Source organism: Luteimonas soli (genome assembly GCF_042648865.1).
Classification (GTDB): Bacteria; Pseudomonadota; Gammaproteobacteria; order Xanthomonadales; family Xanthomonadaceae; genus Luteimonas; species Luteimonas soli.
The window spans coordinates 970,596-985,284 of the sequence record NZ_JBHRYA010000007.1 but is presented as its reverse complement, the minus strand read 5'-3'; the positions used below and the strand labels follow the sequence as shown (position 1 = coordinate 985,284).

Below are 14,689 nucleotides of genomic sequence, written 5' to 3'. Positions count from 1 at the left end.
GGCTTTTTCTTGGCGGCCTTCTTGGCACGCTTCGCAGGGGCCTTCTTCGCCGTCTTCCTGGTCGCCTTCTTGGCAGCCTTCTTCGCCGGACGCTTCTTCGCCGCCTTTCTGACGGTCTTCTTCGCAGTCTTCTTCTTGGCGGCCTTCTTCGCGGTCTTCTTGGCAGCCTTCTTCGCCGGCCGCTTGGCCGTCTTCCTGGCAACCTTCTTCTTGGCGACCTTCTTCTTCGCTACCTTTTTCTTGGCAACCTTCTTCTTGGCGACCTTCTTCTTCGCTACCTTCCTGGTGGCCTTCTTCGCCGGGCGCTTGGCAGCCTTCTTGGCGACCTTGCGGACGGCCTTCTTCGTCTTGCGAACTGCCTTCTTCGCGGTCTTGCGGACCGATTTCTTCGCCGCCTTCTTGGCGGGACGTTTCTTCGCAGCTTTCTTCGTGGCCATGAGATGGCTCTCCTCGTCAGTGGAACTATCGGGTGTAGCAGCCCAGTTCAAAACATCGCCACGGGTATCGGACCCGCGACCAACCGCCGACGCGCACAGCGCGTCGGGACGGATTCAGAGCCAGCCCGCCAGGAGGGCAGGCCGCTTGCATGGAACCCACTCCCACCGGCATTGCGCCGGCACAAAAAACCCGCATCGCATGGCGACGCGGGCTGGGGTTCCGGTGACGTTGCGCTTTCGCAGCGGAGACGATGCCTGATTCCACCTTGAGGAATGTCCGGGCAGAGGTCTTGGTTGTGCTGCACGTTTGCGTCCTGGTTCGACTCACTCTCTTCTGCGGCAACGTCTGTTGCAGCGAAACCTAATCACGGTTTTTTCAACTGTCAACACCTTCGTCATGTTTTCCGCAACCGTTTCCCGGCGCAGCGCCGCCGTGCCGCGGACGGATGTTCCGCACCGACGCGGCATCGACGCGTCCCGTCATGCACGCACGACACCTGCCCTGTTCGAAAAAGTGCATGAAACAAGGTGTTTTTCGCGAAGTCCCCGATGGCAGGCGCGAACGGTTCGAAACGCAACAGCACATGCCGCACACATCGTCGGCATGTCCGCGAAGGTGTACGGCGACTGTCGGAGCGCTTCGGGCGAACCCCGGATTTCCGGCACCGCACAAGCCGGATTGCGCAAAACTGCGCAAGCTCGACGACCCTCCGAACACCCCGCCGCGAACAGTCCGGACCGCCCCCGGCCATCACGATGGTCGGTGATGCATCGATCCGGCGGCGTGGAAAACGCATGCACCCGCATGCGGGGAATAGTCGCCGCGTGCACTGCGCGACGTGCGTCGGCTGCCATGCAAACGCGCGCAGAAGCACGACGCTCCGACAGCGGTGCAGGCATGCATTGCCACGCATTCATTCGCGCGGGTTTGTTCGGGCAGGATCCGGTCCGGCAGCGGTCGGAGCACCAGTGCAGTCCGGTGCGGAAGGGACGACGGACGGCGCCTCGCTACCCGACGCAGGCCACGACCAGTGGCGGAAATGAATGCGGCGCGGAACATTCGCTCCGCGCCGCATGGTGTTGCGCGCCACGAAGGGCGCACCGGGGTGGACGACCTCAGTGGTCGTCTTCTTCCAGCAGTTCGGCGTAGGCGTCCGGGTCAAGCAGGTCGTTGAGCTGGTCGGGCTCGTCGATCTCGACGACGAAGATCCAGCCTTCGCCGAAAGCATCCTCGTTGATCGTCTCGGGCTTGTCGGCCAGCGCGCTGTTGACTGCAGTGATGGTGCCCGACACAGGCGAGTACACGTCGGATGCTGCCTTGACCGATTCGACCACGGCGCTGGCGGTGCCGGTTTCGGCGCGATCGCCGACCGTGGGCAGGTCGACGTAGACCAGGTCGCCGAGCAGCCCCTGTGCATGGTCGGAGATGCCGACGGTGACCTTGCCGTCGCCTTCGACGCGGGCCCACTCGTGGGATTTCATGAACTTCAGGTCGCCTGGGATCTCGCTCATGCTGGTGCTCCGGATGTGCTGCTGTCGGTGGAAGGGGAGGCTAGTTTAGCGAAGGAAAAGCGTGGCGACAGGGGCGCCGGCGGGCGCTGCTGCGCCACCCGGAACCGGATGCCGGGCGCGTTCAGATGCCGTCCCGCGGCTTGCCGTCGCGCACGAACGGGAACGCGACCACGCGCACCGGGACCTCGCGTCCGCGGATGTCCACGCGCACGCCCCCGTCGTCGGCCGCATCGCCGGCCGGCACCCGCGCGAAGGCGATCGCCTTGCCCAGCGTGGGTGAGAAGGTGCCGGACAGGATCTCGCCGTCGCCGGCCGCGGTGAGCACCTTCTGCCCGTGGCGCAGTACGCCCTTCTCGTCCATCACCAGGCCGATCATGCGGCGCGCGGTGCCGGCGGCCTTCTGCGACTCGAGCGCCTGGCGGCCGATGAAATCGCGGCCTTCGTCCAGGGCCACGGTCCAGCCGAGCGCGGCTTCCCACGGCGAGACGGTTTCGTCCATGTCCTGGCCATACAGGTTCAGGCCCGCCTCCAGACGCAGGGTGTCACGCGCACCCAAGCCTGCGGGCTTCACGCCCGCGGCAAGCAGCGCATCCCACAGGGCGACGGCGTGGTCCTGGGGCAGGACGATCTCGAAGCCGTCTTCCCCGGTGTAGCCGGTGCGGGCGATGAACAGAGGCGCGCCGTCGGCCGACTTCGCCTCCACGGCGGCGAACTTGCCGAGCTTGCCGACGCCGGCGCGGTCGTCCTCCGCGAGCAGGCCGATGACCTTGTCGCGCGCGTTCGGTCCCTGCACCGCGATCATCGCCAGGTCGGTGCGCTCCCGGACCTCGACGTCGAATGCCCCGGCCTGCTGTTCGATCCACGCCATGTCCTTGTCGCGGGTGGCGGCGTTGACCACGATCCGGAACCAGTCATCGGCCAGGTAGTAGACGATCAGGTCGTCGATCACCCCGCCCTGCTCGTCGAGCATGCAGGTGTACAGCGCCTTGCCCGGCTTCTTCAGCTTGTCGACCGAATTGGCGACCAGCTTGCGCAGGAAGTCGCGCACCTTCGCCCCGTGCAGGTCGACCACGGTCATGTGCGAGACGTCGAACATGCCGGCGTCGCGGCGCACCTGGTGGTGCTCCTCGATCTGCGAACCGTAGTTGAGCGGCATGTCCCAGCCGCCGAAGTCGACCATCTTCGCGCCGAGTGCGCGGTGGGCATCGTTGAGGATCGTCTTGCGGGTCATGGCGGGCTCGTATGGGGCGGAGCCCGGCATTATCCCAGACGCCACCGGCGCGCGCCGCCGCGCGGCCTGCCGCTACTTCACCAGTGGCATCACGCCGCCCAGCGGCTCGCTGAGGGTGACCTCCGCATCGCGCCACTCCGGCTTCCACGGCAGCTCGATGCCGTTGTAACCGCCGTCGCCCTTCGCGACAGCGGTCCAGCGCTTGCTGCTGCCGTCGGCGAACCGGATCTCGAGCGTCTGCGCCGGTCCGGGCGGGAAGCGGATGTCCAGTGCGTACGGGCCGGGTGCCGCGAAGCCCAGCCATCCCGCTTCGGCCTTGATGCCGCGCGCCATGACGTCCGCCGATTCGGCGAGCTTCGCGTAGCGCATGCGGGTGCCGGACGGCGGGCGCGCACGGAAGTTGTAGCCCAGCACCAGCCTGTCCTTGGGCTGGTTGATGCGCAGCCTGGCACCGGCGTCCACCCAGTCCTGGCGCACGGGCAGCCGCAGGCGCCCGTCGGGATCGACCCGCACGGCAACCGCCTTGTCCCCGACCAGGACTTCCACACGCAGATCGCCCGGCAGCGGCTGCTTCGCATCGGCCGACGCCACCGAGAATTCACCGCTGAAGACGTGGTCGTCGTCCACCTTCTCCATCATCAGCGGGATCCGCACGAGCTTCTTGTACGGCACCTCGCGCGACGCCTCGGCGGCATGCGCGGCGCCCGCCAGCAGCAGCGCGAGCGCCGCGGCTGAGAACCATCCGCCTGCCCGCCGCATCGCCGCGGACACGCATGGCGCCGGGATGCTCATCCGGCGGCTTCCACCACCAGCGTCATGCCGTCGGCCGCCACCACCCGCACCCGCGCACCCGCCGGCAGGTCGGGGCCGGTCACGTCCCAGTAGGCGTCAGCGATCTGCACCCGCCCGCGGCCGTTGTCGATCGCCCGCTCCAGAGTCGCGACCGTGCCCACCAGCGCGGCGACGCGGCGGTTGAGCGCCGGCCGGTCGCTTTGCGGTTCGCGGCTGCGGAACCACTTCCGGTAGACCTGGATCGAGATGAAGCTGAGCACCACGAACGCGACGACCTGCGCCAGCACCGGGATCCCCGGCACCAGCAGCACGCCGACGAACACCGCCGCCGCGGCGAAGCCCAGCCAGAGCATGAATGCCCCCGGCGCCATCGTCTCGGCGGCCATCAGCAGCAGCGCGACCGCGGCCCAGGTGAACACGTCCCAGCGCATGGCGGGTCAGCCTCCCTGTCGCGGCATGGCGGGCGGTTGCGTGCGGGGCGCATTGCCTGACGGCTGGTGGTCGAGCGCTTCCTTCGCCAACTCGGCGATGCCGCCGAGCGACCCGATCACGCCGGCCGACTCCATCGGCATCATCACGAACTTCTGGTTCGGCGCCTCGGCCAGCGCCTTGAACGCCTCGATGTACTTCTGCGCGACGAAGTAGTTGATCGCCTGCACGTTGCCCCCTGCGATCGCGTCGGACACCGACTTGGTCGCCGCCGCTTCGGCTTCCGCCAGGCGCTCGCGCGCCTCGGCCTGGCGGAACGCGGCTTCCTTGTCGCCCTCGGCTTCCAGGATCATCGACTGCTTCTCGCCCTCGGCCTTGAGGATCGCCGCCTGGCGCAGGCCTTCGGCCTCGAGGATGTTGGCGCGCTTCTCGCGCTCGGCCTTCATCTGCTTGGCCATCGCGTCGATCAGGTCGCGCGGCGGGGCGATGTCCTTGAGCTCGATGCGGTTGACCTTGATGCCCCAGGGATGGGTGGCCTGGTCGACCGCCACCAGCACCTTGGTGTTGATCTCGTCGCGCTTGGACAGCGACTCGTCCAGGTCCATCGAGCCGATCGCGGTACGGATGTTGGTCATCACCAGGTTGAGGATCGCGATTTCCAGCGTCGCCACCTCGTAGGCCGCCTTGGCCGCGTCGAGCACCTGGAAGAACACGATGCCGTCGACCTTGACCACCGCGTTGTCCTTGGTGATCACGTCCTGGCTCGGCACCTCGAGCACCTGCTCCATCATGTTGATCTTGCGCCCGACGCTGTACATGATCGGAACCAGGAAATGCAGGCCAGGCGTCATCGTGTAGGTGTACTTGCCGAAGCGCTCGACGGTCCATTCGTAGCCCTGCGGCACCACGCGCACGGTCTTGAACAGGACGATCACGCCCGCGACGAGCAGGACGATGGCGAGCAACGATCCACTGAACATGGCAACCCTCCCCTTCTGATGCAGCCAGTATAGGTTGCCGGGGGGCCGTCGCGGCCGCCTGCGACGCTTTTGCCCACCACGGCATCCATGCAGGGGAATGCTGATCGAAACCCTTCCCGCCGCCGACACACCTGCCGCCGCATCCGGCCGCCCCTCGAGCTTTGCGATCGAGGTGACGGACGCGCTGCTGGCGCGCATCCGCGCCGGTGAGCGGGCGGCCTTCGAACAGGTCTACCGCCGCTTCGAACGACCGGTGTTCACCCTGGCCCTGCGCCTGTGCGGCGAGCGCGAGGCGGCGGCGGACGTGCTGCAGGAAACGATGCTCAAGGTGTTCGCCCGGATCGGCGACTTCCGCGGCCGCGGCGGCAGCCCGTTCTGGGGCTGGTTGCGGCAGATCGCGGTCAACGAGGCGCTGATGCACCTGCGCCGCGGGCGTCGCCAGGCCGGCGAGCTGCCCGACGACGGCCACGAGCCGGCCGACGAGCGTGCCCTGCCCCCGCCGGCCGCAGCCGACGCCGCGCTGATGCAGCGCGCGCTGGCGCGATTGCCGGCCAACACCCGCGGCGTGCTGTGGCTGTACCACGCCGAGGGCTATACCCACGAGGAGATCGCCGCGCTGATGCAGCGCACGCCGAGCTTCTCCAAGTCGCAGCTGGCGCGTGGCACGCGCCGGCTGCGCGCGCTGCTGGAAATCGAGGAACACGACCATGGCTGACCCCAACCTTCACCAGAACGCCGCACCGGCCGGATGGCACGACGCCTTCGCCGCGCTGCCGCAAGAGGACGCCCCGGCCGCTGGCTGGGCCGCCGTTTCGCGTCGACTCGACGCGCGGCGGCGGCGCCGACGCTGGGCGCTGCCGCTGGCCGCTGCCGCGGTATTGGCACTGGCCGTCGTGCCGGCATGGCTGCCACCGCCGACCGACGCACCACCTGCGGCTGTCGCGCAGCAGCAGGGAGGCGCCACAAGTAGTGATGTGCGCGGCCTTGAACAGCTGCAGGCCGAATCCGCCCGACTGGAAGCGCTGCTGCGATACGCCCGTGACGGGCGCGTGGCCAGCGGCACGGCGGCAGTGGTGGCGGCGCGGTTCGACGCGCAACTCGCTGCGATCGATACCGCGCTGATGCAGCCGGGACTCGACCCGGCGCGGCAGGCAGGGCTGTGGCGCGAGCGCGTCGAAATCCTGCGCGCCTCCGCCGGCTTCGAAAGCACGCGCCGCTGGCTGGCCGCCAATGGCGAACGTTACGACGGCGCGCTGGTGCACGTCGATTGACCGCAGCACCGGCACCCCACCCACCTACTCCATGGAGGCATCATGAACAACACGATCAGGTTCCTGCTGGCGACCGCACTGGCGGCCGGCTTGGCCGCCGCGGTGCCGGCGCACGCGCAGGCACAGGCGGTGGGGAAAATCGCCCATCACCCCGACCGGAACGTTTCGCGGGCCGTCGAGAATATCCGCAAGGAGCGCCGGCAGCCGACGGAAGAACGCTTCCTCCGTCGCGGCATCCTGTCGCCTCCGTCGCTGCAGCTGCGCCCGGTGATCGGCGTGGTGCTGTCACCGGACGAGGTGGCGGGCGTCCGGATCACTGCCGTCACGCCGGGCAGCAGCGCGGAAGATGCCGGGCTCAGGACCGGCGACCGCATCGTCATGATCGATGGCAGGCAACTGGAGGGCAGCAGCGGCACGCGACGCCTGCGCGACGCACAACGACTGCTGTCGGACATGGAGAGCGACGCGGCGGTCCGGATCGGCTACGTGCGCGACGGCAAGCCTGACAGCGTGGAAGTGACACCCCGGGTCGATCAGGGCGTCTACATCCTGCGCAACGACGGGTCGTTGGCGCGCGCCGAGGGAAGCGTGCGCATCGCGCGCTCCGACAATGGAGCCACCCAGGTCAGCGGCGACAGCATCGAGTTCTATCGCCCGGGGGCTGCGCCTCCTGGTGTCTCCAGGGAGATCGCCCGCCTTTCTTCCGGAATGGAGTGCACGGACCGAGCCTGCGATACCGTGGTGCTGATGTCCGCCTTCCGCTGGAACGGCCTGAACCTGGCCACCATCGACAAGCAGCTCGGCCGCTATTTCGGCACCGACCGCGGCGTTCTGGTGCTTTCGAGCGGCGACCTGGCCGGCCTGCAGGCGGGCGACGTGATCCAGCGCATCGACGGCAAGGCCGTGGCCAGCCCGCGCGAGGCGATGGCTGCGATGGGCGACAAGCCCGGCGGCACGAAGGTGTCCATCGACTACCTGCGCGACCGCAAGGCGGGCAATGCCCGGGTCGTGGTGCCGGAACTCGCGCCACTGCCGCCGCTGCCGCCGGCACCACCCGCCCCGCCGAAACCGCCGAAGGCACCATCGCCACCGGCCGCCCCGACAGCCCCGCAGGCGATGGCGCCTCCACCTCCGCCCGCCGCTCCCGCGGCGCCGAAGGCGCCGGCCGCGTAGGTCGGGGTTACGTCCCCGACGGTTCCTGGCGTGATTCCGTCTTCGCGGCGTCGGGGCGTAGCCCCGACCTGCGTCAGTGCGATGCCACGGCTGCGGCGGGCACCGGCTCGACCCACTGCGCGAACACCGCGTCGATCGCGGCCTCGTCCACCGCCGCGCCGCCCTGGATCGCCTCGGCCTGCTCGAACAGCGGCATGATCATCGCCATGCCGTCGATCTTTGTCTTCATGTGCACGCCCGGCGACTGCGCCAGGAAGCCGTCCCAGCGTTCGCGCACCTGCGCCCAGAAATCCTTCGTCGCCTTCCAGTAGTCGTAGGCAGGCCGGAAGTCGATGTCGTCGACCTTCCGGTAGTCGTTGAAACCGAACTCGCGCGCCAGCTCGACCTGGCTGCCGTCCGGCTTGCGCATGGTCTTGGTGTTGAACTGCTCGTGGGTCCAGCCCCTGGGCGTGATGGTGTGGCGGTTGATGCCGATCACCACGTTGTAGTCGTCGCGCTTGGTGTACTCGCGCCGCGGCAGCGGGCGCGCGGTGAGGTCGCTGGTCCAGGTCGCGATGCCGTTGTCGTAGCTCCACTTGCCGGTGCCGCAGTAGCGCGGCGCGTCGCTGACCTCGTACACGCACTGGGTCCAGGCGCCGCGGGTTTCCTCTGGCGACAGCGCACGCACGGTCCAGGTCTGGTCGGCGCTGAACTCGAAGCGCGTGGGCGCCTCGTAGACCCAGTCCTGGCGCCAGTGCTTGGTGACATGGCCGCTCTTCGCATCCACCAGGATGTGCTGCAGCACCACGCGCGTGGGCGTGTCCTCGACCACGATCACCACCTCGTCGCCGCCGCTGCGCATCGCCGGGCTGCGCTCGTAGCCTTCCTTCAGCAGGACCGTCTCGTCGAAGGCGAAGTCGACGATGTGCTCGCCCTGCATGGCGAGGATCGAGGCGCGGTCGCGAGCCTGGTCGGGCGCGGCCGTTGCGGGGTGCGGGTCCTGTGCGCCCGCGATGCCGGTGGCGAACGCCGAAAGTGCCAGCGCGGCTGCCAGTGTGGATTTCATTGCGGTTCTCCGGTTTGGATGGAACGTGGGTATCGTCGGATCAAACGCGTCACCATGCGAAGGCGACGCTGAGCGAAAGATTGCGGCCGGCCGCGGTGTAGCGGTCGAGCGTGGCGCTGTCGCGGCTGACCAGGCCCATGCTGCCGAGGTCGAAATAGCGGCGATCGGTGAGGTTGAAGATGCCGGCGTTGATCTTCGCGCCCGGCGCGAACTCCCAGTGCGCCAGCAGGTCGAGCACGCCATGGCCAGGGGTCTCGAAGTACTCCCCTTCGGCCGCCGGCGGCAGGCGGTCGTTGCGGCCGGCGAAGCGGCCGGCCAGCTCGGCGCCCCAGGTGTCAGTGTTGTAGGCAACGCCCAGGGTCGCGGTGAGCGGGTCGACCGATTCGAGCGGCACGTCGTCGGTGCGGTTGTCGCCGCGCGCCCAGGCCGCGGCCGCGCGCAGTGACCAGCCGTCCATCGCCGGCGACAGCGCGCCGAAATCGATCCCGCCGCGGAACTCGACGCCACGGATGCGCGCATCGGACACGTTGCGCGACTGGAACACCATCAGCCCGGCGTCGTTGAAGCCGACGAAGGCGAACGACTCGATGAAGTCGTGGTAGCGGTTGTCGTAACCGGACAGGCTGGCGTAGACCGCTTCGCCGACGTAGCGCACGCCCAGTTCGATGCCGTCGCTGGTTTCCGGCTTCAGGTCCGGGTTGGCGATGGCGGTGTAGCCGAACATCACGTTGGTGAAACCGATGTTGACGTCGCCGTACGGCGGCGAGCGGAAGCCGCGCGCGTAGCCGCCGAACAGCGACCAGTCCGGCGCGAAATGCCACACCGCGCCCAGCTTCGGCGACACGCTGGTCTTGTCGAGGTCGGCCACCGCCACGCCCGGGTTGTCCTCGGCGAAGATCGGGTCCAACTCGGGCCGCAGTTCATAGCGGTCCACGCGCACGGCCGGGACCAGGCGGAACGCGCCGGCGGCGAAGCTGATCTCGTCCTGCAGGTACAGCGCCGCGTTGGTGGTCTTGCTGACCGGGAAATCACGCACCGGGAACACGTCCGGCAACATCGCGTTGCTGACCATGCCGGTGTCGAGGTTATACACGCGGCCGTCGCGCTTCTGCCGGGTTTCGGTGCGCGAGACGTCCAGGCCGTAGGCCAATGCGTGGCGCACGCTGCCGGTCTCGAACTCCTTGCGCAGGTTCAGCTGCACGCCGTACAGCCGCTGGTCGAAGTTGAACTCGCGCTCGCGGCGCTCGTTGACGCCACCCGCGGTGCGCCGCACTTCGATGGTGTCCTGGGTGGTTTCGCTGTCCTGGCGATAGACCTGCCAGTCCAGGCTGTCGGCGAAGCCGGCGCCGACGTTGTCCATCTCGTGCGCGAACGACACCCGCGCGCGCGTCTGGTGGTCGTCGGCGGTGACCAGCAGGTTGTTCGCACCGGTCAGGCCCTGCAGGCCATGGGAGGTCAGCACGTCGGTGTCGGCGGCGTCCTCGTTGCCTTCCACGGTCAGGCGGAAGCGCTGTTCCGCGCTCGGCGCGAACACCAGCTTGGACAGCAGGCTGCGGCCGTCGCGGTCCTGCGGGTTGGGCCGCGTGCGCGCGCTGCCCTCGCCGCCCACCGTGCCCTGGTTCTCCGGTTCCTGCCCCTGGCGATGGTTGACCACCGCCATGCCCGACCAGCGCTCGCCGCCGAACGCGGCCGTGGCACCGGCCAACAGGCCGTCCCAGGCGCCTTCGTAGCCCAGGCGCAGGCCGAAATAGGCGTCCTTGCCTTCCTCCAGATAGTCCGAAGGGTCCTTGGTCACGAACGACACCACGCCGCCGAGGGCGTCGGAGCCGTAAAGCGAACTGGTCGGCCCGCGCACGACTTCGACCCGCTTGAGCGTGTCGATGTCGACGAAGTTGCGGTTGGCGTCGGAGAAGCTGCCGATCAGGAAGGCGTCCGACACCGGGATGCCGTCGGTCTGGATGCGCACACGGTTGCCGTCGAGGCCGCGGATGCGGATGCCGCCGATGCCGAAGCGGCCGAAGCCGGAAGTGACGGTGATGCCCGGCTCGTACCGGAACAGATCCTTGAGGTCGCGCGCCAGGATCTCGTCCATGCGCTCGCGGTCGATCACGTCGACGGTGTTGGGCACGTCGGCGATCGCGCGCTCGGTGCGGGTGGCGGTGACCACGACGCGGTCGAACTCGGTGGTTTCGACACCGGCCGGAGCGGCTTCGGCAGCGGAAGATTCGCCATGGGCGAGGGCCATGCCCGGCAACGCCAGGCACAGCGCGAACGACAACAGGTTGGGACGCATGGAAGGACTCGTCGAAGGTGGAAAACGGTCGGCGAGCTGGCGTCCGGGGTACCGGTGGCGGGCGGCCTGGAGAGAGGGTTGGCATTCCGGTCCACGACCGGAAGCAACGGGGCCGGGCGAACCCCCGGACCCGCCTGACCTACTTGGTCAGGATCAGCTTGTCGTTACGGGTATGCCGCAGCCGATAGCACTCGTTGCCGTGGCGGATCAGCAGTTCGCGCTGGCCCTTGAGCAGGCGGGTGCTGTCGATTTCGACGGTCTCGACCGCGGACGGCCGTTCGGCTGTGTGATGCGTGGTGTGGGACGGGTCGTGCGCGTGCGGGTGGACGGCAAGCATCGATCGACTCCCTCGATTGGGGTGATCAATGCTAATGATTCTCATTTGCCTGTCAAGCGGTTTCCTGGATTTCCCGCAGCCCCTACGCCATCGCCGCCTCGACCCGCGCCCAGCCGCCCTCGTCGACGCGTCCGGCGACATCCAGCGCCTCCAGGTTCTGCAGCAGCTGCGCCACCCGGCTGGCGCCGAGGATCACGCTCGACACGTGCGGGTTGCGCAGGCACCAGGCGATCGCGAGCGGCGCCGGCCCGACGCCCAGCTCCGTGGCCAGCGCGGTGAACGCGCGCGCGCGCGGCAGGCGCCGCGACGCGGCATCGCCGAGCACGTCGCGCTGCAGCCACGCGTAATCCTCGCTGGCCATGCGCGAGCCGTCCGGCACGCCGTCGTTGTACTTGCCGGTCAGCAGGCCGGAGGCCAGCGGCGACCAGGTCGTGGTGCCCATGCCGAAGTCGGCGTAGAGCGGCGCGTATTCGGCCTCGACCCGCTCGCGGTGCAGCAGGTTGTACTGCGGCTGTTCCATGGTCGGCGCCTGGAAACCACCCGCGCGCGCGGCCTCGTGCGCCTCGCGGATGCGTTCGGCCGGCCACTCGGACGTGCCCCAGTACAGCACCTTGCCCTGGCGGACGAGCGCGTCCATGGCCGCCACCGTCTCGGCCACTGGCGTGTCCGGATCGGGACGGTGGCAGTAGTACAGGTCGAGGTAGTCCACGCGCAGGCGCTTCAATGCCGCGTCGCAGGCATCGCGCACGTGCTTGCGCGACAGGCCCTTCTGCGTCGGCCGCGGATCGTCCATGGCGCCGAAGAACACCTTGCTCGACACGACGAAGCCGTCGCGCGGCAGGCGCAGGTCGCTGATTACGTCACCCATCACCTGTTCGGCGACGCCGTTGGCGTAGGTCTCGGCGTTGTCGAAGAAATTGATTCCGTGGTCCCAGGCCGCGGCAATCAGGTTGCGCGCCTCGCCGCGCGCGACCCGGCCGCCGAACGTGGCCCAGGCGCCGAAGGACAGCGCGGACAGCTGCAGGCCGGAAGAACCGAGGCGACGGTATTGCATGGAGGACCCCTGCTGCCGGACGCGGCCCGGCGATGCTGTTGGAAAGGCGGCCAGTCTAGGGGTATCGACATTCGAAAGCGTGTCGACATGGCTGTGGTCGCGAAGGGCTCGCGGCTTCCGCCGCTCCTACAGACGGGCGCGGGAGTCGAGGCTTTGGCCGTCGCTTTTGATCTTGATCTTCGGGGGCCCCTCCGTAGCGGCGGAGCCGGCGGACAAGACCCAAAGGGCGCCGCACATGGATGTGCGGCGTTTTTCGCAGGGGCAGGATGCCCCTTCGAAAAATCCCGCCGGCTCCGCGGACCCGATCTTCCCCGCAGTGTGGTGTGGCCACTTCCATCCATCCGGGATAGACAGGGAAAAAGCGGGATGAAATGGGATGAAAGCCCGCTGTGATGCGGGTTTCAGAGCATTTCGAAGGGCCAGAAAAAAAAGCGCCGGCGCAGCATGGTTTTGTTCGCGCCGGGGCGATGCGGGCCTCCGGCGCAGCATGGTTTGTCCAATCAGCGGGCCGCCGGGGCGTCCGGGGCTTCCCCACCGTTCTGGATGTTGTCCTCCAGTAGGCGCATCCGGGCGAGCAGCTGGTCGAGGGCGGTCTCGTCGAGATCTTCGAGGCGGGACGCATGTGCGGCGTCCAAGGCCCGAGGGATCTCGCTCTCCAGCCCGCGGTACCAGCTGCTGATGCGGATGATCTCGCGGATTCCACGTGCCCTGGGCGTCTGCTCCAGCGGCGCGGGCGCCTGCAGCCGCTGTTCGTTCTGATAGCGATCCCAGGCCGCCGAATCAGTAGACGCCCTGCCCTGGGAGCAGGGGCGGCGGTGTACCACCTCCGCCAGAACCGCCTCCACCTCCGCCACCCACTTCCTGCTCACCGTCATCCACATTCCCCCCTTCTGCCAACGATTTAGCGGCGGAACGGGCGAACTGCTCTACCTGCGCCATCGGCAGGCCCTGGGAAATCCCGTCGTAGAGCAGACGCACCAGCCGGGCGTAGCGCGGCCGTGGGAGCCAGCCCACGCCGATTGCCCTGTCCGCGAATTCGAGCGCGATGGTCAGGTGCTCCTCGCTCAACGCGTGAGACGCGGCGGCCGGCTGATCCGAGACTTTTTCTTCCTCGCCAGATGCCATCCAGTGCATCGAGGTGCCCGTGAGCAGGCACAGGCGCGCCAGCGGCTTGAAGGACGGCTGGCTCTCCTCCCGGATGTAGCGCTGCAGCATGTCCGGAGAAATGCCCATCCGGCGAGCCGCGAATATGCGGGTCGGCAGCTTGCTGGCCGCCGCAGATATGCGCGTTCCGATTCCCGGGGCCAGCTCCAGCTGCGAATCGGAACCGGAATCGGAACCGTCATCGCCTGTTCCGATTCGCGCGTAAGTCCCTGAAGCATCGCCAATTTTTTGCTTCCTTGGCACCTCTCGCCCTCCTGCTCGAATCGGAACTAGAAAAAACTCTTGCGCGCTAGAAAATGTGCGGGTATATCTATCGCCCAGACATCACCCGCTATTCGGACTCGACGTGACAGCACGCCCAGCCGCAAAAAAAACCAGCCCAGAGGACTGGCACCCCGCCGAGGTGGTCGCCGCGCTGCGCATGAAGGGGTACTCCCTGCGGCAGCTGGCCAAGCTCAACGGGTATGGCAACGAGAACAGCCTGACCACGGCCCTGCGCCGGCCATACCCGCTGGCGGAGGGGATCATCGCCGAGGCCATCGGCGTGGCGCCGGCCACGATCTGGCCGAGCCGGTACGGGCGCGACGGGAAGCCGAACCGCGGCCCCTCCGGCCCGAAGCCGATGCTGCCCCACGGCGCCAAGCCTAGCAGGCTGCGCCTCGCGCGCAATCGACAAAAGGCGGGTGCCTGATGGATACCCGGCCTATCTACGCGCCCAGCGATTTCCGCCTCGGCGACGACGGCCTGGCAGGCGTCCAGCGTGGCAACGACGACCTGGTCGGCACCGGCACCTGGGCGCCGCCGGCCGAGCGCGAATGCGCGCCGCTGCCGGTCTACCCGCAGACCTTCGATCCGCTGTTCGAGGAACTCGACCAGCTGCTCGCCCGCATCCGCGAAATGGTGGCCGAGTGCCCGCCGGCCTACGCCGGCGAGGAGCGCCGGGCATGAGCCGTCAGCAGCACAGCCTGGCC

General features: G+C 68.3%; 15 protein-coding genes and 1 pseudogene. 5 read left to right on the top strand and 11 right to left on the bottom strand.

Annotated elements, in window-relative coordinates:
• Window positions 1-218: 218 nt before the first annotated feature.
• The 6 genes and pseudogenes from ACFONC_RS11920 to ACFONC_RS11895 all read right to left on the bottom strand — a co-directional run.
• A pseudogene (locus ACFONC_RS11920) lies at window positions 219-296 on the bottom strand (histidine biosynthesis protein HisIE); the annotation flags it as partial.
• 1,257 nt (window positions 297-1,553) lie between these two features.
• Window positions 1,554-1,949: a glycine cleavage system protein GcvH gene (gcvH, locus tag ACFONC_RS11915; protein ID WP_386744316.1), complete on the bottom strand. Its 396-nt coding sequence runs from the start codon at window positions 1,947-1,949 to the stop codon at window positions 1,554-1,556.
• Between the two features lie 121 nt (window positions 1,950-2,070).
• Window positions 2,071-3,180: a glycine cleavage system aminomethyltransferase GcvT gene (gene gcvT / locus ACFONC_RS11910; protein ID WP_386744314.1), complete on the bottom strand. Its 1,110-nt coding sequence runs from the start codon at window positions 3,178-3,180 to the stop codon at window positions 2,071-2,073.
• A 72-nt stretch (window positions 3,181-3,252) separates the two neighbouring features.
• Entirely contained in the window at window positions 3,253-3,972 is a 720-nt protein-coding gene (locus ACFONC_RS11905) for a hypothetical protein (protein ID WP_386744313.1), read from the bottom strand.
• A complete protein-coding gene (locus ACFONC_RS11900) occupies window positions 3,969-4,403 on the bottom strand; it encodes an NfeD family protein (RefSeq protein WP_386744311.1) in 435 nt (144 codons plus the stop codon). The genes ACFONC_RS11905 and ACFONC_RS11900 overlap by 4 nt, the downstream gene beginning before the upstream one ends.
• Before the next feature lie 6 nt (window positions 4,404-4,409).
• Window positions 4,410-5,381, bottom strand: coding sequence for an SPFH domain-containing protein (locus tag ACFONC_RS11895; RefSeq protein WP_386744310.1), 972 nt, complete (start codon window positions 5,379-5,381; stop codon window positions 4,410-4,412).
• A 97-nt stretch (window positions 5,382-5,478) separates the two neighbouring features.
• Here ACFONC_RS11895 and ACFONC_RS11890 point away from each other — a divergent pair, with 97 nt between their 5' ends.
• Genes ACFONC_RS11890 through ACFONC_RS11880 form a run of 3 tightly spaced genes read left to right on the top strand, consistent with a single transcriptional unit; the run spans window position 5,479 to window position 7,825 of the window.
• Window positions 5,479-6,096 carry an RNA polymerase sigma factor gene (locus ACFONC_RS11890; RefSeq protein WP_386744309.1) on the top strand — a complete coding sequence of 206 codons (618 nt, stop codon included), beginning with the start codon at window positions 5,479-5,481 and terminating at the stop codon, window positions 6,094-6,096.
• On the top strand, window positions 6,089-6,652 hold the full coding sequence (locus ACFONC_RS11885; RefSeq protein WP_386744307.1) for a hypothetical protein: 564 nt from the start codon (window positions 6,089-6,091) through the stop codon (window positions 6,650-6,652). Before ACFONC_RS11890 ends, ACFONC_RS11885 begins: the two co-directional genes overlap by 8 nt.
• 42 nt (window positions 6,653-6,694) lie before the next feature.
• Window positions 6,695-7,825 (top strand): PDZ domain-containing protein, encoded by a 1,131-nt coding sequence (locus ACFONC_RS11880; protein ID WP_386744306.1) that lies wholly within the window; start codon window positions 6,695-6,697, stop codon window positions 7,823-7,825.
• 73 nt (window positions 7,826-7,898) lie between these two features.
• Here ACFONC_RS11880 and ACFONC_RS11875 read toward each other — a convergent pair whose 3' ends face one another.
• From ACFONC_RS11875 to ACFONC_RS11855, 5 genes are all read right to left on the bottom strand, one after another.
• Window positions 7,899-8,870: a DUF6607 family protein gene (locus ACFONC_RS11875; RefSeq protein WP_386744305.1), complete on the bottom strand. Its 972-nt coding sequence runs from the start codon at window positions 8,868-8,870 to the stop codon at window positions 7,899-7,901.
• A gap of 49 nt (window positions 8,871-8,919) precedes the next feature.
• Window positions 8,920-11,163 (bottom strand): TonB-dependent hemoglobin/transferrin/lactoferrin family receptor, encoded by a 2,244-nt coding sequence (locus ACFONC_RS11870; RefSeq protein WP_386744303.1) that lies wholly within the window; start codon window positions 11,161-11,163, stop codon window positions 8,920-8,922.
• Window positions 11,164-11,302: 139 nt separating this feature from the next.
• A complete protein-coding gene (gene hemP, locus ACFONC_RS11865; protein WP_386744302.1) occupies window positions 11,303-11,500 on the bottom strand; it encodes a hemin uptake protein HemP in 198 nt (65 codons plus the stop codon).
• A gap of 82 nt (window positions 11,501-11,582) precedes the next feature.
• A complete protein-coding gene (locus ACFONC_RS11860; RefSeq protein ID WP_386744301.1) occupies window positions 11,583-12,554 on the bottom strand; it encodes an aldo/keto reductase in 972 nt (323 codons plus the stop codon).
• Window positions 12,555-13,334: 780 nt separating this feature from the next.
• On the bottom strand, window positions 13,335-13,961 hold the full coding sequence (locus ACFONC_RS11855) for a hypothetical protein (protein ID WP_386744300.1): 627 nt from the start codon (window positions 13,959-13,961) through the stop codon (window positions 13,335-13,337).
• A gap of 103 nt (window positions 13,962-14,064) precedes the next feature.
• Between ACFONC_RS11855 and ACFONC_RS11850 the strand changes: the two genes are divergently transcribed.
• Both ACFONC_RS11850 and ACFONC_RS11845 read left to right on the top strand, forming a co-directional pair.
• A complete protein-coding gene (locus tag ACFONC_RS11850) occupies window positions 14,065-14,409 on the top strand; it encodes a helix-turn-helix domain-containing protein (RefSeq protein ID WP_386744299.1) in 345 nt (114 codons plus the stop codon).
• The gene (locus ACFONC_RS11845; RefSeq protein ID WP_386744297.1) at window positions 14,409-14,666 is read left to right on the top strand and encodes a hypothetical protein; all 258 of its coding nucleotides are present in this window, start codon (window positions 14,409-14,411) and stop codon (window positions 14,664-14,666) included. The genes ACFONC_RS11850 and ACFONC_RS11845 overlap by 1 nt, the downstream gene beginning before the upstream one ends.
• Window positions 14,667-14,689: the final 23 nt, after the last annotated feature.